The organism is Halorubrum aethiopicum (genome assembly GCF_001542905.1).
Lineage (GTDB): Archaea > Halobacteriota > Halobacteria > Halobacteriales > Haloferacaceae > Halorubrum > Halorubrum aethiopicum.
The window spans coordinates 1379336-1402268 of record NZ_LOAJ01000001.1; the positions used below are offsets into that span (position 1 = coordinate 1379336).

Annotated in this window: 17 protein-coding genes and 1 tRNA gene; 12 read left to right on the top strand and 6 right to left on the bottom strand. The window is 61.6% G+C overall.

The window, feature by feature from the left end:
- Positions 1-24: 24 nt before the first annotated feature.
- The 4 genes from AXA68_RS15875 to AXA68_RS06650 all read left to right on the top strand — a co-directional run bounded on the left by AXA68_RS15875 (position 25) and on the right by AXA68_RS06650 (position 4867).
- Positions 25-1248, top strand: a complete 1224-nt coding sequence (locus tag AXA68_RS15875; protein WP_080505167.1) for a glycosyltransferase family 4 protein — start codon at positions 25-27, stop codon at positions 1246-1248.
- Positions 1249-1293: 45 nt separating this feature from the next.
- Complete coding sequence (locus AXA68_RS15880) at positions 1294-2223, top strand: glycosyltransferase family 2 protein (RefSeq protein ID WP_080505168.1); 930 nt, start codon at positions 1294-1296, stop codon at positions 2221-2223.
- 327 nt (positions 2224-2550) lie between these two features.
- Positions 2551-3252, top strand: a complete 702-nt coding sequence (locus AXA68_RS15885) for an FkbM family methyltransferase (protein WP_198530028.1) — start codon at positions 2551-2553, stop codon at positions 3250-3252.
- Positions 3253-3358: 106 nt separating this feature from the next.
- Entirely contained in the window at positions 3359-4867 is a 1509-nt protein-coding gene (locus AXA68_RS06650; RefSeq protein ID WP_066414399.1) for an oligosaccharide flippase family protein, read from the top strand.
- 284 nt (positions 4868-5151) lie between these two features.
- Here the strand turns inward: AXA68_RS06650 and AXA68_RS06655 are convergent, their stop codons facing one another.
- Both AXA68_RS06655 and AXA68_RS06660 read right to left on the bottom strand, forming a co-directional pair.
- A complete protein-coding gene (locus AXA68_RS06655; protein ID WP_066414402.1) occupies positions 5152-5856 on the bottom strand; it encodes a sugar phosphate nucleotidyltransferase in 705 nt (234 codons plus the stop codon).
- A 109-nt stretch (positions 5857-5965) separates the two neighbouring features.
- A complete protein-coding gene (locus tag AXA68_RS06660; RefSeq protein WP_066414411.1) occupies positions 5966-6952 on the bottom strand; it encodes an NAD-dependent epimerase/dehydratase family protein in 987 nt (328 codons plus the stop codon).
- A 162-nt stretch (positions 6953-7114) separates the two neighbouring features.
- Here AXA68_RS06660 and AXA68_RS06665 point away from each other — a divergent pair, with 162 nt between their 5' ends.
- From AXA68_RS06665 to AXA68_RS06675, 3 genes are all read left to right on the top strand, one after another.
- Entirely contained in the window at positions 7115-8215 is a 1101-nt protein-coding gene (locus AXA68_RS06665) for a DUF4330 family protein (RefSeq protein WP_066414413.1), read from the top strand.
- A gap of 102 nt (positions 8216-8317) precedes the next feature.
- Positions 8318-9112, top strand: a complete 795-nt coding sequence (locus AXA68_RS06670) for a hypothetical protein (RefSeq protein WP_066414416.1) — start codon at positions 8318-8320, stop codon at positions 9110-9112.
- A gap of 127 nt (positions 9113-9239) precedes the next feature.
- Complete coding sequence (locus AXA68_RS06675; RefSeq protein ID WP_066414419.1) at positions 9240-10067, top strand: undecaprenyl-diphosphate phosphatase; 828 nt, start codon at positions 9240-9242, stop codon at positions 10065-10067.
- A 1906-nt stretch (positions 10068-11973) separates the two neighbouring features.
- Here AXA68_RS06675 and AXA68_RS16655 read toward each other — a convergent pair.
- Entirely contained in the window at positions 11974-12381 is a 408-nt protein-coding gene (locus tag AXA68_RS16655; RefSeq protein WP_157884789.1) for a hypothetical protein, read from the bottom strand.
- 25 nt (positions 12382-12406) lie between these two features.
- Between AXA68_RS16655 and AXA68_RS17450 the strand changes: the two genes are divergently transcribed.
- The 3 genes from AXA68_RS17450 to gltB all read left to right on the top strand — a co-directional run bounded on the left by AXA68_RS17450 (position 12407) and on the right by gltB (position 19188).
- Complete coding sequence (locus AXA68_RS17450; RefSeq protein ID WP_157884790.1) at positions 12407-13999, top strand: PGF-CTERM sorting domain-containing protein; 1593 nt, start codon at positions 12407-12409, stop codon at positions 13997-13999.
- A 128-nt stretch (positions 14000-14127) separates the two neighbouring features.
- The gene (locus tag AXA68_RS17055) at positions 14128-14295 is read left to right on the top strand and encodes an HEWD family protein (RefSeq protein ID WP_198530029.1); all 168 of its coding nucleotides are present in this window, start codon (positions 14128-14130) and stop codon (positions 14293-14295) included.
- A gap of 225 nt (positions 14296-14520) precedes the next feature.
- Positions 14521-19188 carry a glutamate synthase large subunit gene (gene gltB, locus AXA68_RS06685; RefSeq protein WP_066414425.1) on the top strand — a complete coding sequence of 1556 codons (4668 nt, stop codon included), beginning with the start codon at positions 14521-14523 and terminating at the stop codon, positions 19186-19188.
- Between the two features lie 53 nt (positions 19189-19241).
- Here the strand turns inward: gltB and AXA68_RS17575 are convergent, their stop codons facing one another.
- A complete protein-coding gene (locus AXA68_RS17575; protein ID WP_232745059.1) occupies positions 19242-19877 on the bottom strand; it encodes an HU family DNA-binding protein in 636 nt (211 codons plus the stop codon).
- Positions 19878-20629: 752 nt separating this feature from the next.
- Here AXA68_RS17575 and AXA68_RS06700 point away from each other — a divergent pair.
- Both AXA68_RS06700 and AXA68_RS06705 read left to right on the top strand, forming a co-directional pair.
- Positions 20630-21196, top strand: a complete 567-nt coding sequence (locus tag AXA68_RS06700; RefSeq protein WP_066414428.1) for an SRPBCC family protein — start codon at positions 20630-20632, stop codon at positions 21194-21196.
- Positions 21197-21285: 89 nt separating this feature from the next.
- Positions 21286-21357 (top strand) — tRNA-Ala (locus tag AXA68_RS06705).
- A gap of 38 nt (positions 21358-21395) precedes the next feature.
- Here AXA68_RS06705 and AXA68_RS06710 read toward each other — a convergent pair.
- On the bottom strand, positions 21396-21878 hold the full coding sequence (locus AXA68_RS06710; RefSeq protein WP_066414431.1) for a DUF371 domain-containing protein: 483 nt from the start codon (positions 21876-21878) through the stop codon (positions 21396-21398).
- Between the two features lie 89 nt (positions 21879-21967).
- Positions 21968-22798, bottom strand: a complete 831-nt coding sequence (locus AXA68_RS06715; RefSeq protein ID WP_066414434.1) for an amidohydrolase family protein — start codon at positions 22796-22798, stop codon at positions 21968-21970.
- Between the last annotated feature and the right edge of the window lie 135 nt (positions 22799-22933).

A 22933-nucleotide genomic window follows, 5' to 3' on the forward strand; every position in this document is an offset into this window, starting at 1 on the left:
GGTATTGCCCGTTTGCTGATCGTAATGAGAGTACTCCATCTAAGCACTTCTGATACTAATGGCGGTGCAGCCCGAGCTGCCTATCGACTTCACCGTGGCCTCCGTTCCAACGGCGTTGATTCACGGATGCTAGTTCAAAATAAGGATAGTGACGACGATCACGTATACGGACCAGACGGAATAATTGGAAATGTCAAGTCCAAGATCCGGCCACGAATTGATAAATTACCACTGAAACGGTATCCAGATCGAGATCCTGAGATCTTTTCGCCCGCGTGGACACCGGAATGCCGATCAAAACAGATCTCCAAGTACGATCCAGATATAGTCCATCTTCATTGGGTCTCTGGCGGATTTATCCGACCTAAAACGATCGCTCAGATAGATGTCCCAGTAGTGTGGACTCTTCACGATATGTGGCCATTTACTGGTGGATGCCATTATGCCAAATCGTGTACAAAGTATCAAATTGAATGTGGTTCGTGTCCACATCTCGGTGGTGATCGACCAAACGATCTCGCAAATTCTGTATGGGAGCGAAAACGAGATGCTTGGGGCGGTTCTGATCTTTCTGTTGTTTCCCCGAGTCAATGGCTTGCGGAGCAGGCTCAGGAAAGCAGCTTGTTAGGTGAAATGCGGATCGAAGTTATTCCCAACTGCTTGAATATAAATTTGTTCTGTCCACAGGATCGAACTGAAGGCGTTCAGCATTTTGATCTTGAAGATGACAAACACTATATTTTGTTTGGAGCTGCGTATGAGACATCTAGGAAGGGTGGTGACCTCCTCCTCGAAGCATTAGAACAACTAAGTCACAGATCCGATATTGTGGCGCTTACTTTTGGAAATACCGGTAGTCACGATCTGACATTTCCGGTGTCTGTGCGTCATATGGGTTGGCTTTCTGAAGAGGAGCTTCGTTTAATATATAGTACTGCTGACGTGACCGTTACACCGTCTACTCAGGAGGCATTTGGGCAGACTGCTTCTGAATCTATGGCATCCGGAACTCCCGTTGTTGCCTTTGATGCGACCGGTCCACAGGATATTATAGATCATAAAGAAACCGGATATCTGGCTACACCATATGATCCGAAGGATTTAGCTAAGGGTATCAAATGGGTTATTACGGATCAAAGCCGGAATAAACAATTGGGCCGTCAAGCACGTGAAACCGCAGAGCAACGATTTGCGATCGAGAGAGTAACAGATCAACATCGAGAATTGTATCTGGATATTCTCCCGTGATCATGATAGAGTATTTAGTCATGGCCAAGCACTACTGATTACGTAATGGCCTCAATTGGAATCGCAGTTTTCGCTTATAATCGTCCGGACCATCTCAGACGTGTTCTTTCGGGTCTTCAACGAAACGATGTCGATCATTTGTATATATTCGCAGATGGAGCAATAAATGGACAAGACCAGCAACAGATATCGGACGTTAGGGAGATAATTGATCAGATAGAATGGTGCCGAACGACAGTTACCGCTCATGACCATAACATCGGTTTGGCAGAATCACTCACAAGCGGGATCGAACGCGTCTTTGAGGACCACGAACGGATCATCGTGCTTGAGGATGACTGTGTTCCTGCTCCGAATTTCGTATCGTTTATGAATACTTCTCTGGAGCGGTATGCGGACAACGAACGAGTAATGAACGTGAACGGTTACAGTCCACCGATCGAGGTACCTGATGATTATCCCTACGATGTCTACTTCACGTATCGGAGTTCTTCGTGGGGTTGGGGGACATGGCGCTCCGCATGGGAGCATTTCGAGCGCGATCCACTGACAGTTGAGGAATTAGAACGAAAGGAGACCGAACTCAAACAAATAACTGACAAAGCGGGGAAAGACCTCTATCCGATGATGCGTGACCAGCTCGAGGGCAGTATCGACTCGTGGGCCGTCTGGTGGTCATTCGCTATTGCTGCTAATGACGGTCTGTGTCTCAACCCGGTCGATTCAAAAGTCCGAAATATTGGACACGACGGGACAGGTACCCATACAGGAGAATCTGATAAATATGATGTAGATCTGGATACTACTCCGGTTAATGAATTGGATTTCCCACAAGAGCCATTTGTTGATGGTGAGATTAACTCTAAATATAATCAGTTCATTAATACCGGAAATCGGGGTCGATTAAAGCAATACGGCGTTGATCTGTTGCAAGTGGTAGGGTTATGGGACAGATATATACAACTACGAAACTGATCATGCCACAATCCACGGAAGTATTTTGATTTTGTATCATTTAACCAACCTGATCGACACATATTATAGAAATAGTTACATTTCCGCGAAATTAACTGCTACCACTGAGGGGTTCGTATTGATACGAATTATCTGAACAATGATCTCAACCGTAACCGACGATTTCTTCAAGTTTCATTTGTTTTCACAAATAACGGCATGTCCATGACTCCAAATTTTGGAAAACAACTGCGCGATATTCGGTCTCGTTTCTACTCTGGGAAAGTCCGTCAGATCGTCCGGAAAACGGGTCTCAATAAACTCCTCTCTAAGCCATACTGGCGACTCGTGTACACTCTTGAGGACACCCAAACACACGAGATCACTACTCATTCAGTAGATTTCCACACTAAAACATTTACTGAGTTTACTCGTTTCCGTGACCTCGTTGGCGAACGTTCTATTGTCGAAGATCTACTGACTTCGCTTGATTCGAACGACATTTTTTATGACGTCGGTGCGAACGTCGGAACCTACACTTGCTTCGCTGCCGCCAAGCTCGGCCCTGGCAAAGTGGTCGCGTTTGAGCCCGAACCGGAAAACGCGGATCGTCTACGGGAAAACCTCGAACTGAATAATCTCGACGCTGAAATCATTCAGATCGCGCTGTCTGACACCGACGGCATCGTCGACCTCGCTCTCACCGGTGACGAGGCTGGTACAGGTGAACACGCTATTGCGACTGGCGACGACAAACAGACTCTCGAAGTTGAAACTGCTAGAGGCGACTCAATAATCGAAGAACGCGGACTGCCGAAACCGACTGTGGCGAAGATTGACGTTGAGGGTGCTGAACTCTCCGTGCTTCGAGGACTTCGGGAAACTCTTTACGAGAGCTGTCGTCTGATGTACGTCGAAGTACACACGGAGAAGATCAGGGATTTCGGCGCGGAGAGATCTGAAGTTGAAACCCTCCTCACGGACGCTGGCTTCGAAGTGACAGAGATCTCCCAGCGTGGAAGCGAGATATTTTTACGAGCATCGAAGTGAGTTGCTAATGATACTAATCTACACATAATTATGAAACTGATAGTCACACATGAACTTAATCCATGTGACAGTATAGCTCCCTCGTCACAGTGTTATTGATAGACTCATGAGTAATATTACTCGAGGATTCATTTCGATTTTCGGATCGAAAGTGGTTAACTTGTTTCTTGGGTTCCTAATTGCACCAGTTCTCGTTCGATTACTTGGTAGCTCACAATACGGAAATTATGCATTTCTTTTCTCGGTTTTAGGTATTACAATGACTCTTGCTAATGCTGGAATCTTTGACGGAATTCGGAAGTATATGGCTGAGGATCGAGTAGAGTCAAATTGGATCGAACACGTCTTCGGATTTTACCTTCGAATCGCTTTTGTATTAGCTGTCTCCGCAGCGTTGGCTTATTTTGCGTTTTCATGGTTGGGTCTATCTGATCGTTTCTTCGGAGATAATTTCGATATTTATTTTTATCTTCTTGGTATTCTGGTAGTTAGTCGTCAGGCGAATTCTGTCGCTCGTGGGGGATTAATGGGACTTGGATTTGAGGATCGTAGTGAACCACTGAGTATCCTAAAAAAAGTTCTTTTTGGCGTTATCGGGCTTTCACTCGTATACATTGGTTACGGACTTGTTGGTGTTCTCATTGGAGAAATTATTTCTACCCTAGTTGTTTCGGTTCTTGCGTACGTTATCTTGTTTCAACACCTCGATTTTCGATCCGTTATCTCCCGTATTCCGGACGAATTCCCGAAAAAAGAACTACTTTCTTTTAATAGTCTCAGCATTGTCCTGATCCTCTTGACGGCTTCGCTGTATCACGTCGATATCCTGTTCCTCAGAGTGTTGACTGGCGATCAAGCGACTGGATACTACAAGGCCGCTCTCGTGGTTGCTGAGTTCCTCTGGTTCGTGCCGAACGCGCTTCAGATGGTACTTCTCCATTCGTCTTCGGAACTCTGGGCGAACGATCGCACGGATCGAATCACGACGTTGGCGTCCCGGACCACGCGCTACAATCTCTCACTTGTTCTTTTGTTCGCGATCGGTTTAGCAGCGCTTGTACAGGATTTCGTACCACTATATTTCGGGTCCGGCTTTGACGCGGCCGTGTTGCCCCTTCTCTTGTTACTCCCGGGCGTTCTCGGCTTCGCGCTCGCTCGCCCGATCTTCGCCATTGGACAGGGGAAGGGTCAACTTCGTGTACTAATTCTCGCAACCGGTACAGCTTCGCTTATTAATCTCTGTCTGAACGCGCTACTGATACCAACGTACGGAACTCGCGGAGCAGCTGTCGCCACAAGCATCGGTTACGGATCGATGTTGATACTTCACGTGCTCGCCGCCCGGCGAGTCGGGTTTGATCCGATCGATGATCTCCGTCTTACGAGGATCGCAATCGTTGCCCTCCTCGCTGCTGGTGTCATCTTCGGACTCTCATCAGCGATCGACTCGTCTATTGCTTCCCTCATCGTGGTCCCGCCGATCGGATTTGTTGTATATGCCACCTTGACTCTGAGACTCTCTGTAATCTCTCCGAAAGAAACTGAACTAATCACGCAGAGATTACCAGACCCGATTAGAGAGTATACAGAATCTATGATACGGTTTGTTGCTTGATTCATCGTGTTTTATTCCTATTGTACGACCAAATCAAGAATCCCACGTCAACTTCTTTTCGCCTTTGATATCACGGGTTCCGTCAGACCGTCCTCTTCGTAGACCAGCGAGCACGGCCTGCCATACACCAAAAGGACTGGTAGGGTCCTTGTTCGGTCCTGCTCTGTCGGTCTCGTCCCGCGCTCGCGACCCGCATCCGGACGCTCGTCGACCGAGTTTGCCCGGACCGCGCCCCTCACCATCGCGACCGCAGCCTCGATGAGAGGGAGCGTACGTCCATGACCCTATTGTCGCTCGACCAGATCGGCCGCCCGCTCCACGTCCGCGGGCGCGTTCACGTTCACGCGCTCACCCAAACGCACCGTCGCCACGTCATACCCCGCCCGCACCAACAGCCCCACAGCTTCGCTCAGCTGGTACTCGCCCTCGGCCGACGGCCGGCACAGCGCGCAGGCGTGAAAGACGTCCTCGGGCAGGACGTAACACCCGGTCGTGACCAGCGTCGACGACGGGTCGTCCGGCTTCTCGACGATCCCTTTCACCCGGCCCGCCTCGTCCGTCTCGATCACGCCGGTCGTCCTCGCGACCGCGGGCGACGTCTCCTCGACCGCGAGGACGGCGTCGGCCCCTTCCACAGCCGCGACCGCCGGCTCCACGCTTTCCGCGAAGACGTTGTCGCCGTTCACGAGTAGGAACGTCCCGTCGACGTGCGGCTCGGCCTGTAACACGGCGTGACCCAACCCCTTCCGCTCGCGCTGGTGGACGTACGTGATCGGAACGCCCTCGAAGGCGTCGCCGAACCGGTCGACGATCCGTCCCGCCTCGTATCCCACGATCACGACCAGCTCGTCGGCTCCCGCCTCGACCGACGTCTCGAGGACGTGCGCGAGCAGGGGCCGCCCCGCTACCTCGACGAGCCCCTTCGGCCGGTCGTCGGTGAGCTCGCCGAGTCGGCTCCCCCGACCCGCGGCGGGTATCACGGCGTCCATATCTCGACACCGGCCACGACCCACGTGAATCCGTCGGCCGGCGGACGCTCTTCTGATCCGTTCATCCCTCCGTCTCTCGATCGAATCGACCTCCGAAAAGCGTCCCTGGCTACGACTCCCGCACCAACGGCTCGTACCACTCTCGGTTCGCCTGATACCACTCGATGAACTCGCCGACGCCCTCCGCGATCGTTCGCGAGGGCTCGTACCCGATCAGCTCTCCGGCCTTCTCTACGGAGGCGTGGGTGTGCTCGGCGTCGGCCTCGCGCGCGGACTCGTAGACGATCTCCAGCTCGGGCGCCAACTGATCCCGCACCGTCTCGGCCAACTCCTGTATCGAGATGTTGTCCGAACTCCCGACGTTCAAGACGTCGCCGTCGGCCGCATCCGACTCCAGGAGCGTCCGATTCGCGTCCACCACGTCCGCCACGTAGGTGAAGTCACGCGTCTGCTGTCCGTCCCCGTAGATCACCGGCGGCTCCCCGTTCAGACACCGCGAGACGAAGTTCGAGATCGCCATGTTCGGTCGCATCCGCGGCCCGTACACCGTGAAATATCGGAGACAGACGGTAGACAGGTCGTGGAGCTCGGTGTACACCCGCGCCATGTGTTCCTGGGTGAGCTTCGTCACGCCGTAGGGACTCACGGGCTCGGTCGGATGGTCCTCCTCGTAGGGGAGCGAACGCGGCTTGCCGTACACCGACGAGGAGCTCGCGAGGATCACTCTCTTCACGTCCATCTCCTTCGACGCCTCCAGCAGGTTCACCGTCCCGCTCACGTTGATGTCGGTCACCTTCCGCGGGTTCGCCACGCTCTCTCGCACGCCCGCCTGCGCGGCCTGGTGGACCACCACGTCCGCGTCGGCGACGACCGCCCGGACCGTCTCCGGATCCCGTACGTCGCCCTCGACGAACCGATATGCCGAATTCCCTCTATCAGCCACCTCTCGGTGGACATCGAGGGTATGGCGTTTGATCCCCTCCGCGTAGAAGGGTTCGAAGTTGTCGAGGACCGTCACGTCGTGGCCGTCTTCGAGGAACGACTCGGCGAGGTGGCCGCCGATGAATCCGGCCCCTCCCGTCACGAGGATTCGCATACGCGCCGTTCCGACGGCCGACACAAAACTCGCGCGGTTCCGCGGGGAGGCTCCCGGTCTCCTGAACTCGAGTGAGCCACCGTCCGTCGAGCCTTCCAAAGGGGAACCGTTTTACTTCCCGCCCGACACCCACGGGATAATGCGATTCACGGGTGGTCCCTCATGGAACTGATCGACGAGGACGGCGACCTGTTCGGGGTCGTCAACGTCGTCGACGCGCTCGTCGTGCTGTTGGTCCTCGCGGTCGGCGTCGCCGGCGTCGCGCTCGTGTTCTCCGACGACCCCGCACCCGAACCCGACCTCGACTCCACGTACGCGACCGTCGATATGGGGTCACAACCCGCGTACATCGTCGACGCGATAAACGAGGGCGACACCTACAGCCCGAACGACGTCTCCACGATGACCGTCACGGACGTCCACCTCACGCCGCGCGGGAGCGACATCGGCGTCACCCTTCGCGTTGAACTCGAAGGCGAACTCCAAAGCGACGATTCGATCGCCTACGGGGGTGCCCCGCTCCGGCTCGGTCGAAGCCTCACGCTCGCGACCTCACGGTACGAGTTGAACGGACGGATCCGCGCGGTGGGCGACGGCGACGCGCTCACCCGCGAGGACGCCACGGTCGTCGTCCGGGACACGCTCGCGACCGCCACCGCCGAGGAGATCGCTCCCGGCGACGAGGTCCGGCTCGCGGGCCGAACCGTCGCGACGATCGAGAACGTGACGCAGTTCGCGACCAACGACCCCGACCAGCGCCGGGTGTTCGTCGCCGCGACCCTTCGGACGCACCGGCAGGGCGGGGACCGGCGCTTCGGCGGCAGTCCCGTGCGCCGCGGGCAGACCATCCGGCTGTCGACCGCGGATTACACGATCAACGGGCAGATCGAGCGCGTCGGCGGACAGCTCCAGCTCGGCTCGGCCTCCACCCGGATGGTCACTCTCCGGATGGACGACGTCCGTGACGACATGGCCGACGCGATCGATCCGGGGATGGCCGAGGAGGCGGGCGGCGACACCGTCGCACGCGTGATTGAGGTCGACACCCGTCCCTCGCTCATCATCGCCACCGGCGACAACGGGACGGTGAACGTGGTCGATCACCCGATCGACCGCGAGGTGACGCTCACGACCGAACTCCAGGTACGCGAGACCGTCTCCGGCCCGCGATTCAAGGGCGACCCCCTCCGGCAGGGACGGACCGTGACGCTCGATCTGGGCACTGTCACCGTCCGCGCGACCGTCGTCAACGTCAGCGGCTAGCCGACTTCTCGCACCTGTTCGGTTCCATTCTATCGATCTTGGCCTGTTTTGATCACTCACCGATCACAACCGGTTTGACGCTTCGCTCGATCGGTTTACTCGATGACGACTCGTGACGCCGATCGGGACGTCGCCCGAACCACCGCTGACTCCGGCGACGGACTGCTCTCGCGGGTGGGATCCGGGTCGGTCGTCCTTGGCCAAACCCGAGCGGCAGGCAAACGCGTCGCGAATGCGGTCCGCGCCTCGTGGCTGTATCGGTGGCTCACGGCCGAGCCTGACCCGGAGGTGATCGTGATCGACCTCCGCGAGACGTGGACGGTCGGCCCGTTCCTCCGGATCCTCGACTGGATCATCGGCTTCCTCATCGACGCCATGGAGGGGTCGATCTTCGTCGGCGCGGCCGGCGCCGCGATGAACCGGACTCGTGACACGCCGCTGCGCGTTGCCGGCGGCCTCACCCTGCTCATGGGTCTAGCCGTCTTCCTCGTTGCGGTCGCCGGCGACGCCGTCTCGACGACGCTTCTGGTGGGCGCGCTCGTCGTCTCCGTGGTCGGTGTCGTGGGGCTGCGTGACCGACGGAGCTGGGAGGAACTCCGCGACACGCGCGTCGTCGAATTCCTCATCCGCGCGCTCGAGCCGCCAGCCCCTCCGGACGAGACCGACGAGTCGATCGAGTCGGATGACTCCGTCGATTCCGCCGAATTCGCCGATGCTGACGACCTCGGTACTTCACGGGAACGCGACACCCCGGAGAACGACGTGGCATCGGAGCTGTTCCCCGACGAGTCTGCCGACCAATCAAGTGATGCGGAGCCGACGCTGTTCTCCGACGACTCGGAAACCTCCTCGGACGAGACGAGGTCGGAATCGACATCGGACGAGGACCGATCCTGATCATCTCGATCCGATTCGACTGCCGTTCTCGTAGTCGCCGGACCTGCCACACTCCCCGTATTGGTGGCAACCGCGCCTCCGACCCGATCGGCGTCTCTTAAGTATCCGTATCGTGCGAGTATGAGTCGTGACGGACACGGACCTCCTCGTCGCGGTCCTCGCCGGGATCGTCCAGGGCGTCGTCGAGTGGCTGCCGGTCTCGAGTCAGGGGAATCTCGCGCTGTTCCTCACGTTCGTCGGCACCGAACCGGAGGCCGCCCTCCAGCTCGCGCTCTTCTTACAGGTGGGAACGACGCTCTCGGCGGCGACGTACTACCGCGGGGAGATCCTGACCGCGCTGCGCGCGGCACCCGGCTGGCGGCCCGCCACCGCGTACGAGGGCGACAGCGCGCTCGTCTCGTATCTCGTCCTCGCCAGCGCGATGACCGGGCTCGTCGGGATCCCGCTGTACGTCTTCGCCGTGGACCTGGCGAGTCGGCTCACCGGCGGCGTGTTCATCGCCGCTATCGGCGTCCTGCTCCTGGTGACCGGCGTCCTGACGTACGTCTCCGAGTCGGTGTCGATGGGCGGACGGCGCGACCCGACGCTCGTCGACTCGCTGCTCGTCGGGGCCGCCCAGGGTCTCGCGATCCTGCCGGGCATCTCCCGATCGGGGATGACGGCGAGCACGCTGTTGTTTCGGAGCTACGACCCGCCGTCGGCGTTTCGGCTGTCGTTCCTGCTCTCGATCCCCGCGAGCCTCGGCGCGGCGGTCCTGACGCTCCTCGACGCCGGGGGCCTCCCTGGAATCGACCCGACCCCGGCCGCCGTCGCGCTCGGGGTCAGCGCGGTCGTCGGCTACGCCACCATCGACGCGCTGATGCGGGTCGTCGAGCGGGTCCCGTTCTGGGCCGTCTGCTTCGGACTCGGTGCCCTCGCCATCGTCGGCGGGGGCGTCGTCTCCCTCGTCGTGTGAATGGACGCCGAGATCCGCCCGTGGCCGGTCCGTCGGCGGATCGAACGGGTACTGCGCGAACGCTGTCATTCGATCCCGTGGACGACGGCCGTGGCGTCTCCCTCCCGGAAATTTATCGGATCGGAAACGTTCAGTGTCGTAACCGATAAATGGTGGAGCGGGTTGAGTACGAGTATCCCGCAGCGCGTGACCCGCTGTCGGTCGCGCGGGCGTTGAGCGTCGGCGATATCGACGCGTGAACATCCGCGCTAGCGACAGCCCCGGCGCTCGTGGGGACATACATGACACGTGAGAACTCGCCTCGGTTCGTCGCGATCGCTGCCGCCCTAACTATCGTCGCCACTCTGGCTGGGATCGGGCTAGGTGCCTCTGTGGTGGATGCTGAAACGACTGGTGATGTATATATAAACCAGACAGGATCCCCGACGGATCTTGTTCCCGGAGATACTACGCATACTATTCATGATTTACAGATTGATCTAAATAATACTCCTTCTGAAAATGAGAAAATTAACTTAGATATCGATCTCTCCAACATATCAACATATGATGTAAACACTTCCTCGGCATATATCGAAAACACAACTATACAGAATGGAACTTTTCTTAGTCAAGAGCAGTACGTCTCTGAAGACGGTAATAATAGTCTTCGTCTGACCATCGAATATTCCGGTAAGGGGGATCCCGTTTATATCGACCGTATATTGATCGGTGGTCTTGTTACAGATTCTGCTGATCCACGTTCCGATGTTCAATATCGTTTTGAAGTTAGTAGTGACAGTACTCACTCATTAGATAATTCATTCACACATACAAGCAATTCTATAGTTTCTAGGGAATTCACTATCGCGGGAGGATCGTTCCGATTCAGAGATCAAGCGACTGGATCTCCTGACGAAAGTGGATTTACTACCCTTTCTGCTACGGTTGAGGATGTGGAAGCAAATGTGAACAGTACACTTGTGGTTACATTTGACGGGAAATTCACTCGTATCGCAGGGATCAAATCCGTTTCACGGGACGCGCTTAATGGAAATAATAGGATATCAATTAAATATCTTGAATCAAACGGATTTCCAGGACCACATACCATCTATCTCGTACCAGAAAGTCGATTGAGCAGTGATGACTACGACGCTGGGGATGAACTGCCGGAAGCAACTTCAAAATATTCTATAGATGAGCACGTAAGTAAGTCGTTGTACGGCTCAGTAAATTTTAGAGACATTTCGGTTGATACAGCATTAACAAATAACATCACAATCTCAGACAGCTTATTAGACGATGAAAACGGTGGTACTACTCCATATATTATTACACTTCATCCAATATTAAATAATGGATCTATTGTAGCTGACGAATATATTGGTTCATCACAAATACTCACAGGATTTCAAGAGGATATTGTAATTGATTTGCAAAATAAAAACGGTGAGCAGATCCAGCTATCACAAAGTAACAAATATGCTGCCACTATGCGTCTTATTGATGATGGGTCAGAAGTTGGGGATCCCGTCTCCCTTGGATCTTATCCCATATTACAGAATTCGGATTTTAACCGACAATTCGTACGGAATGGGATCTCGGACAGTGGTTTAATATCTATCAACAAATCCGAAGAAGAAACCTCTACTGCTGAACAATCGTTCACTCATACGGAATATTTAAATGAAACAATCTACGCTGGCGGCCTCGTTGCTTTTGAAGAACCTAGTGGTGAACCGAGTCGAATTGAATTATATCGTGAATCGGATAATTCGACATCAATCCTTCAAGGAATAGAATCAACGAATGATAGTTCTAACCTTGTATATTTCAACACTTCTCAATTTCAAACTGGTAATTACTCTCTCAGCGGCGGTGGATTTGATGAGAATTCGTATTTCAGGGTAATTAGTAGTCATGATCAATATTCTAGTCTGTCTAATGTTCCTAACTTAACTACTCTCGGAAACAAAGTTGAATTCAAGTTAGTAGCAGATGCCGACACAACCAACCTCTCAATCACGAAATCGAACTCGGACACACCGGTAGCCACCGCGAGCGTTACGACGCCCCGTGAGGAATCGACCTCGCTCCGGTTCAACACGTACGCGGCGGGCGATCCCGACCTCGCCGCCGACCTCTTCACGATCGACGGACCGGGAACGATCGAGTCGGCCACGACAACCGCGGTCGACGGAGCGATCCCGCCGGGCGAGTACGAGATCACGGCGACTGCGGCTCCGAACGGGCCGAGCGACACCGCGACCACGACGCTGCGAAATCGATCGACGAACGGTCTCTCGATGTATTCGGCCGCGGAGAGCGCCACCGACGATCTTCCCACGGCCGAGGCTGTGACGGATGCGATCTCGAACGAGACGCTCGCGCCCGCGGAGACGGTCACCGACGGTGATACGGTCGTCTACGCGGTCGACGCCACCGGACTCGCCGGCTACACCTCGGTTCGCGCGCCGACCCTCGCGACGGGGTCCGACCTCGATCGACTCGCCGGGCTCGAGTTCGCTGTCTCGAACGCGACGGATCCAGGATCGAACGCGACGCTCGCGAACGGCACGACGGTCCTTCCCCACGAGACGGGGCTGTTCCTCGTGGCCAACGCCAGCGAGACGCTCGGTGGGACCGTCGCGGCGACCGGCGAGACGGACCTCGCGGCGACGTTCGACGTGGTCGACGACCGCCTCCGCGCGGCCGCCGGACCGAACGCGTCCCACGCCCATTCCGTCGCGTTCACGTACGCCCGGAACGCGGCCGAACCCGGCGACACGACCGACGGCGAGGTCGACGACGGCGGGACCGGTAGCTCCGGGAAAACCGACGACGGCAGGGGAACTGACGGCTCCGAGGGGTCCACCGACTCCGACGGTTCTACAGATCCCGACGGATCCGGCTCCGAATCGACGACCGAGGGGACCGAGTCGCTCGACGGCACGGACGGCAGCGGCGACGACGTGAGCGCCGACGGCGGAACTGGTGATACCGGCGAGACGACCGGAACCACCGACCCCGGCGAGGAGACGGACGACACGGGTGACACCCCGACTGCGGGGACCGACCCGACCGACGGGGAGACGGTGGACGACGGGACGGTCACGAATGAGGAGAGCATTGCGGACACGGATTCCGACGCCGACGGCGACGCGCTCGACCCCGATGGCTCCGAATCGGTCGACTCCGGGGGGACGGGTGGTACGGACGCCGACGATGGCGGAGGAGGTGGCGGAACCGGCGATGACGGAAGTAGCAGCGGTGGTGGAGGTAGCGACGGAAGTGGCGGTGGTGGAGGTGGCACTGGCGGCGGTGGAGGTGGCACTGGCGGCGGTGGCGGGAGTGGAAGCAGCAACGGTGGCGGCGGAAACGCTGGCAGCGACGACGGGGACCGGTCCGATTCCGGTGGAGAACCGGCGAAAGAGAGCGCCGGCGGAGGCGAGTCGGGTCCTTCCGATCCCGGTGGGCGTGCGTCCGGCGTCGAGGACGCCGTCGACGGTCCGGAATCTCGGCCGAATCCCGCGGACGATGGTGTGGGAACTCGGCGGCTCGATCCCTCCCGAGCGACCGCGATCCGCGCCGCCGAGGAGCGCGCGCTCCGCGATCGGCGGGAGCTCGGTCCCCGACCGGTGGCCGACCCGAACGCTCCCGAGGAGGCGGAGTACGTCTCCCGCTTCCCCGCGATCGAGCGGGCGTCGTCCCTCGGTCCGTCCGCGGAGGCGAGCGGTCACGACGGCGCGCCCACCGACGCGCCGGCGATCGAGGGGGGCGACGCCGCCGGTTCCTCCGCGCCGGACGGCGACCGACCCGCGCGGCCGCCCACCTTCGAGGAGGCTCCGCTGCGCTCGACCGCCTACGACGTTCCGGGCTTCGGCGTCGACGCCGCGCTGTTCGCGCTCGTGGCCGCGATCCTGCTCGCCCGTCGTCGTCGAGAGCGATAGAGGGACCAGAAGAGGGACCGATCCGGGGCCGGCCGATCGGGCAATGGGCCGACGGCGGGATGGGACGGCCGGGCCGATGCCGCCGGCTCGGCGGTATCCTTTTGCTGACGCGACGCCTCTCTCCCGACATGAGCGTCACCATCTCTCCCCCGACCGAACGGACCTGCGAACTGTGCGGCCGCGTCGAGCGCTGGAACGCCGACGTGGAGGGATGGCGGATCGACGAGGAACCCGGCGACGTCTACTGTATCCACGACTGGGACATCAACGGAACGTACGCGCCGTTCGAGGAGTAGTTGACGAACGATCGAACATCTCGTCGATAGATCTGGGTTCTCCGGTATACGTCTGGTCAACCGTCTACTCTACCGTGGTTATCGGCGTCGTTTCTGACCGGACGACGATCGTGGTAAACCGTACCAATCCCTTATAGATAATTACCTTATATTCCCTAATGTGTGTACGATGGATCGTACCCATATCAGGGTTATTCCTTTAACCTATGATCCGCGAGGAGGTGTATGACCAAGTCACGTAGTACCATCCCCGAGCCGGGGACGACTCGGGACGACCGCGACGCGGGGCTCGCCTCCCCGACGGACGACCGCTCGAACTGCGGGATCGGCGGCGTCATCGACCTCGACGGCGCGCCCGCTCACGACACCGTACGCGACGCCGTTCGACTCCTGGAGAACCTCGAGCATCGGGGGACCACGGGCGCGGAGGAGAACACGGGCGACGGGGCCGGGATCATGGTCGCGCGCCCCGACGAGTTCTTCGAGGCGGTCGTCGACGCCGACCTCCCCGAGGAGTACGCCGTCGGCTCCGTCTTCATGCCGCCGGAGCCCGGCGTTCAAGCCGAGATCCACGACGTCATCGCCGAGGTGCTCTCCGTCTACGGGCTCGAGGTGCTCGCCTGGCGGGACGTCCCGACCGACAACGGCGACCTCGGCGAGACCGCGCTCGACTCGGAGCCGCACGTCGCCCAGCTGTTCGTCGCCCCGGTCGAGGGGGCCGGCCTCGCCGAGCGGTTCACGGATCCCGCGGCCGATCCCGACGCCGACCCCGAACTGCTCGGGTTCGACCGCGCGCTGTACGCCGCCCGCCGCGAGATCGAGAACGTCGTGGGCGACGTCGACGGCGCGGGGCGATTCTACGTCTGCTCGTTCGACCGCCAGCGCGTCGTGTACAAGGGGCTGCTCAAGGGCTCCCAGCTCGCCGACTACTACCCCGACCTCGAGGACGAGCGGTTCGCGAGCCACGTCGCGTTGGTCCACGCCCGCTTCTCGACGAACACGCTCGGCGCGTGGCACCTCGCGCACCCGTACCGCAACGTGGTCCACAACGGCGAGTTCAACACGATCCGCGGGAACGTCAACTGGATGCGCGCCCGCGAGAACGACCTGGACCACCCGGCCTTCGGCGCGGAGCTCGAGACGATCCGGCCGGTGATCGACGACCCGAACCAGTCCGACACCGCCAGCCTCGACAACGCGGTCGAACTGCTCCTCCAGACCGGGCGCGACCTGCCGCACGTCCTGCGGATGCTCGTCCCCGAGGCGTTCCGCGGCGACGACCTCATGGCCGACGAGCGTGCGGACTTCTACGACTACCACGCCTCGCTCGTCGAGCCGTGGGACGGCCCCGCCCTCGTCATCGGCTTCGACGGCGACCGCGTCGCGGGCGTGCTCGACCGCAACGGGCTCCGGCCCTGCCGCTACGAGGTCACGACCGACAACCGGCTGGTCGTCGGCAGCGAGGTCGGCGCGCTGCCCACCGACGCCGCGAACGTGACGCGCCGCGGCCGGCTCCAGCCCGGCGAGATCTTCGTCGCCGACCCCGAGGAAGGGCGGATCGTCCCCGACGACGAGGTGTTCGACGAGCTCACCGACGAGAAGTACGGCGAGTGGGTCGACGACGGGCAGGTGGGACTCGACGACCTCGTCGGCGAGGACGCCGAGGCGACGACGGAGGCCGACCCGGAGCCTGGCGGGTTCGACGGAAGCTCGGACGACGAGGAGGAGACGGACGAAACGAACCACACCGTCCGTGCCCACCAGGCCGCCTTCGGCTACACCACGGACTCGCTGAACCACCTCGTGGAGCCGATGGCCGAGGCGGGGAAGGACCCCGTCGGGTCGATGGGCGATGACACCCCGCTGTCGGTGCTCGCCGACGTCGACCGGCCGCTCTTCACCTACTTCAAACAGCTGTTCGCGCAGGTGTCGAACCCGCCGATCGACTACATCCGCGAGGAGCTCGTCACCTCGCTCGAGTCGCGGATCGGCAACCAGCGCAACCTGCTCGCGGAGACGCCCGAACACGCCCGGCAGATCGTCGCCGACTCCCCCGTCCTGTCGAACGCCGAGGCGGCCGCGCTGAAGGGGCTCGACGGCGACTCCGGGTTCTCGTCGGCGACCGTCGACACCACCTACGCCCGCGACACGTCGCTCACCGACGCCGTCACCCGGATCCGCCGGGAGGCGTCCGACGCGATCGAGGCGGGCGCGGACGTGGTCGTGCTCTCGGACCGGGCGATCGGTCCGGACCGGCTCGCCGTGCCCAGCCTGCTCGTCACGGGCGCGGTCCACCACCAGCTCGTGCGCAACGGGCTCCGGAACCGCGCGGGGCTCGTCGTCGAGTCCGGCGAGCCCCACGAGGTCCACCACCTCGCCACGCTGGTCGGCTACGGGGCGGACGCGGTCGACCCGTACCTCGCGTACGCATCCATCGCCGACGTGGTCGCCGGCCCGGACGGGGCGGACGAGGCGGACGCGCTCGCCGCCTACCGCGGCGCGTTGGAGGACGGCCTCCTCAAGACGATGGCGAAGATGGGGATCTCGACGGTCGAGTCCTACCAGGGCGCACAGATCTTCGAGGCGGTCGGGCTCGACTCCGATCTCGTCGGCGAGTTCTTCGAGGGGACCGAGATCCGCACCGAGGGGATCGGGCTCGAGGAGATCGAGGACGACCTCCGGACCCGCCACGCGATGGCGTTCGGGGTCGACCCGGAGCTCGAGACGGTCGGCGAGTACGAGAACCGCTCGTCGGGCGTCCACCACGGCTGGAACCCGCAGACGGTCGGGACGCTCCAGCAGGCGGTGCGCAGCGGCGACTACGAGCAGTACGGCGAGTTCGCCGAGCTGGTCAACGACCAGTCGGAGACGCTCCAGACGCTGCGCGGACTCTTGGAGTTCGACTCCGACCGCGACCCGGTGCCGGTCGAGGAGGTCGAGCCCGTCGAGTCGATCGTCGAGCGCTTCTCGACGGCCGCGATGAGCCTCGGCAGCCTCTCGCCGGAGGCCCACGAGAACAACGCGATCGCGATGAACCGGCTGGGCGCGAAGTCCAACACCGGCGAGGGCGGCGAGCCGCCCGAGCGGTTCGACACCGAGAAGGAGTGTAACGTGAAACAGGTCGCCTCCGGCCGCTTCGGCGTCACCGCCGAGTACCTCGCGAGCGCCGACGAGCTCCAGATCAAGATGGCTCAGGGGTCGAAGCCCGGCGAGGGCGGCCACCTCCCCGGCGAGAAGGTCAACGAGATGATCGCGCACGTCCGGTGTTCCACGCCCGGCGTCGGCCTCATCTCCCCGCCCCCGCAACACGACATCTACTCGATCGAGGACCTCAAACAGCTCATCTTCGATCTGAAGGCCGCGAACCCCTCGGCCGACGTCAACGTGAAGCTCGTCTCGGAGGCCGGGATCGGCACCATCGCGGCGGGCGTCGCGAAGGCGAACGCCGACGTGGTCCACGTCTCCGGCCACTCCGGCGGGACGGGCGCGTCGCCGAAGACGTCGATCAAGAACGCGGGACTCCCCTGGGAACTTGGGCTCGCGGAGGCGAACCAGATGCTTCGCGCGACCGGGCTGCGCGACCGGATCCGCGTGACGGCCGACGGCGGGCTCAAGACCGGCCGCGACGTGGCCGTCGCCGCCGCCCTCGGCGCGGAGGAGTACGTCTTCGGCACGGCCTCGCTCGTCACCTCCGGCTGCGTGATGGCCCGCCAGTGTCACGAGAACACGTGTCCGGTCGGCGTCGCCACCCAACGGGAGGACCTCCGCCAGCGCTTCCCCGGCCAGCCCGATCACGTGATCAACTACATGACGTTCATCGCCCAGGAGCTGCGCGAACTCATGGCCGAGCTCGGCTTCACGGAGCTCGAGGAGTTCGTCGGCCGGCCGGACCTGTTGACCCAGCGCGAGACCGACCACGAGAAGGCGAGCCACCTCGACCTCTCGGCGGTGATCGCCGACCCCGCCGGCGACTCCCGCACCAAGACGCGGGCACAGACCCACGCCGGCATCGAGTCGCTGCTCGACTGGGACCTGATCGAGGAGGCGTCGCCCGCCATCGAGGACGGGACGCCGGTCGCGCTCACCCGCGACATCGACAACGTCGACCGCGCGGTCGGCGCGACGCTCTCGAACCGCGTCGTCTCCGCACACGGCGGCGAGGGGCTCCCGGACGACACCGTCACCTGTCGGTTCGACGGGCACGCCGGCCAGAGCTTCGGCGCGTTCCTCGCGCAGGGGATCACGATGGAGCTGGCCGGCGCGGCCAACGACTACGTCGGCAAGGGGCTCTCCGGCGGGCGGATCGTGATCTCGACGCCGGAGGACGCGGGCTACGACCCCGCCGAGAACGTCGTCGCCGGCAACGTCGGTCTGTACGGCGCGACCGCGGGCGAGACGTACGTCAACGGGGTCGTCGGCGAGCGCTTCGGCGTCCGCAACTCGGGCGTCAAGGCGGTCGTCGAGGGCGTCGGCGACCACGGCTGTGAGTACATGACCGGCGGCGTCGTCGCCGTGCTCGGCGACACCGGCCGCAACTTCGCGGCCGGCATGTCCGGCGGCGTCGCCTACGTCTACGATCCCGACGACCGCCTCGACGAGCGGCTCAACCGCGGGATGGTGTCGCTCTCGTCCGACCTCGACGCCAGCGACGAACGGATGCTCCGCCGGCTCGTCGAGAACCACCGCGCGTACACCGACAGCGACCGCGCCGCCGAGCTGCTCGACGACTGGGAGGCCACGCTCTCGGACTTCGTTCGCGTCTTCCCCGACGCGTACGCCGACGTGATCGCCGAGGGGACGGGCACCGACGTGCGCGAGGAGCCGCCCGCGCCCGCCGACGCCGCGCCCGACGCCGCCGCCGACGCGACCGGACAGGTCTCGAGCGACGACTGAGTCGGCGACCGTCCTCTCCGTCGTTTTCTCTCCGGCAGGCTCCGTCGGAACCCTCAGTTGACCGCCTTCGAGAGTTCGGCGCCCGCCTTGAACTTGACCACGTTCTTCGCCGCGATCTGGATCTCTTTTCCGGTCTGGGGGTTTCGTCCGGTCCGGGCGGAGCGCTTCGAGATGCTGAACGACCCGAACCCCTCGTTCTCGTCCTCCTTCCCACCCAACGACAGCCGATCGCCTTTCTTCAGGGCCTTCGTCGTCGCGTTGATGAACGCCTCGAGCGCCCGTTTCGCGTCGTCCTCCGATAACCTCGAGTTGCGTCCCGCTTCACTCGCGATGTACTCCGCGTCGATCACCACGTCGGCGTCTCGGCACTTGGCGCTGGCCTCGTCACCCTTGCCGGGGTTGAGATCGAGCGCGGCCGCAAACTCCGGGCAGGCGTCGAACGCCACCGGCGAGTCGTTTACGGACCCGTTTCGAGACTTCGGATTTCGACCGGTCCGGGCGGAGCGCTTCGAGATACTGAACGACCCGAACCCGACTAGTACGGCGCTTTCGCCCTTCTCCAAGGCTCTCGTCGTCGCGTGGGTAAACGCGTCGAGCGCCCGCTTCGCGTCCGCCTTGCTCAGTCCGGATTCGCTCGCCATCGCCTCGATCAGTTCCGCTTTGTTCATCGCCGCGGTCTGACCAGTCATCGTTATCACGCCCAGTCCGAGAGTCGTCGAGAGGATAGCACCCCTCCGCAGTACGGTTCGCCGCGAGAGATCGTTTTGGAACATGATACCTTTACTCACAGTCTTCCAACGCTTCATAAGTATATAAACATATTTAAAATTTCACCTCTTTGTTATTATTTCGTCTCCTCTATTATATAAAATCGAACACGAATCGAGGTATTCTCCGTGGAACGGTGACACTTCGCGAACGTATACTCTACACCGGCACTGCGTTCAGGTGAAGGAGTGAGCGATCGCCCGAGCGGTGGCGCGCCTCCGAGCGAGCCATCGGCTCGCGAGGAGCCCGCGAGGGACGCGGCGACTGAAAGGAGCCGCGAGGCTGGGGAGGTGTGAGGCGCAGTTGCGGGGCGGTTGGGCGGGACTCAAAGGGGCAGCCGGCTCCGGGAAGACGGCCGACGCAAGGACCGCAGGAGCGAACGCAGTGAGCGAGGAGCGCAGCGAGGCTCTCGACCGGAGCCGGCTGGGGCTTTGAAAGAGTTCACCGCGCCAACAACGATCTCTTTTTTATTACCTCGATCACCGATGAAATACCTGTACCACTAGCACTCGAAACATGACGGCCGTTTCAGTTCAGGTCACCTTTATCGAAGGACATCAATGAAGCCCTCGTCCACTCACCCTCCTTCGTCGTGCTCTCTTCCGTCCTTCTCCCGTCCGCCCTCGAAGTCGCCGGGCGGACTGCTTAATACGCGCCGGGCGAACCCTTCGGCGTGGACGAACTCGTCGTGCGCACCGAGGTGTACGCCGACCCGGAGACGGTGTACGAGTTCCTGCTGGACTTTCAAGGCTACGCCCACTACTCCGAGTACCTCCGGGAGGTCCGGATGCTCGCGGGCGACGGCGGACCCGGAACCCGCTACGCGCTCACGTTCGCGTGGTGGAAGCTCACCTACACCGCGCGCTCGAAGGTGACCGGCGTCGAACCACCCGAGCGGATCGACTGGGAGATCACGAAGGACATCGACGCGGGCGGCTGTTGGCGGGTGACGCCGCTCGGGGACGACGAGGCGAGCGAGACGACGGGGGACGCAGAGGAGACCGGCGAGAGCGACGAGCCGAGATGTGAGGTCGCCCTCGAGGTCGAGTTCGATCCGGGATCGGCGAGCCCGAACGCGCTCGACCTCCCGCGGCTCGTCTCGTTCGACTGGGTGTTGAAGAAGGCGATCCCGCTCATCCGGTCGGAGGCCGAACGGGTGGTCGAGCGGGCGGTGCGGGACCTGGAGGGCTCGACGCGGGACGTCGAACTCGACGTGTACGTCGACTCCGATCGGATCTGAATCGTCGCCGGCGCGGTTCGATCCGCACCGACCGATCCCCGAGTCGAAGGCCTTAATATACGCAACGGGGAACTGGTGGATGCGTACGAGGGCTCGTAGATCAGTGGTAGATCATCCCCCTGGCACGGGGAAGGCCCGGGGTTCAAATCCCCGCGAGTCCATGTTTCCGCGCCGCGAGCAACGTCCCAATCCGTGACTTTCACCGAACCTCGAGTCGTAACTCCACGTCCGCGCCGTCGGCGAGTGCGGCCACGAGGTCGCGGTCGAGGTCGGCGGCCGCCGCGTCGGCGTCGACCAGGATCGTCCGCTCGTCGTCGGTGTACTCGCTCGTCCGGCCGACCATCGACCGGTCGTCGACGAGCGCGAGACCGGGGTCGCCCCGGCCGACGACCGTCTCCGTGTGTGTCTCGCCGTCCTCGGCCTCGACCGTGATCGTCGCCGTGATCGTCGCCTCGGGGTCCCGACACGCCTCCCGGAAGGCCGCGGAGAAGTCCCGCGGGGTTCGGTCGGCCGCGACGCCGAGGATACAGTCGCCCGCGGGCGTGAGCCAGTCGTCGGTCGTGAACTCGAAGGTGCTCGCATGCTCGGCGGTGACGTTCTCGTGGCCGCGCGCGCGGACGACCTCGACGCGTTCGACGTGCGGGTCGCCGGCTGGGTGGTCGTCGACGGGGTCGTCGCTCATGCTCGTCGGGTCGGCGGCGACGCGACAAGTGGCCGTCGCTTCGGCCGGCGGCGCGTCACGTCGTGCTGCGCCGCGTCACATCTTCCCGCTCACACGTCCGCCCCCTCGGCGAGCGCGGGGACGAGCCGGACCGGGTTCTTCGCGAAGACGCGGCGCATCAGGTCCTCGGAGACGTCGAGGGTCAACACCTCCATCACGCCGACGTTCGGGTGGACGTGGGGCGCGCCGGAGCCGAACACGACGCGGTCGGGGTGTTCCAACACCCCGCGTTCGAGGATCTCGCGGTAGCGCACGGCGCTCGTGTCGACGTAGAGGCGGTCGTGCTCCTCCAGGAGGTCGAGCGTCCGGTTCATCAGCCCGGTGTCGAGCGGGTAGCCGCCGAAGCTCGCGAGCACCACGGGGAAGTCGTAGCCGAGCAGCTCGCGCTCGACCGCGTCGGGCGGGAACTCCCGTCCGCCGTGGACGATGACGGGGAGGTCGGCCGCCTCCAGCCGTTCGAGGACGTCCGCGTTCGGCAGCCCGTCGTGCGGGGGGACGAGTTTGAACCCGTGGAACCGGTCGTCGTAGGAGTACTGCTCGACGTCGTCGGGGCGGGCGTGGTGGTCGTCGCGCTCGGCCCTGAGGTTGCGGACGGCGGAGACGGGCCCGTTTCCGGGATCCCTGGGGCCGTTGAGCCGGGCGAACGCGACGAACGGACGGTCGACGGCGAGCCGCGCGACCGCGTTGTTGGCGCGGAGGTAGCTCCGTCCGGCGGCGCGGCGGCCGGGGCTCGCGACCGCGCGGACGATCCCCGCCTGGTGCATCTCGCGTTCGAGCCGCTCGGGCGTGATGTCCCGGCCGTGTGCGGCGACGGAGGCCTCGTCCGGGTCGAGGGACGCGTGGGTGTCGACGATCCGGAAGTCGTGTTCCAACCCCAGCATTCGCGTGGGTATCCCACGCGTGGCGCATGTGCCTGTCGGTCCGACGATACGAGGTCGCCTCGCCGACCGACCCGCTCCCTTCGGGCGATCTCAGCCGATCAGGAGCGATACGTATATATAGAACCGCTGACCGAG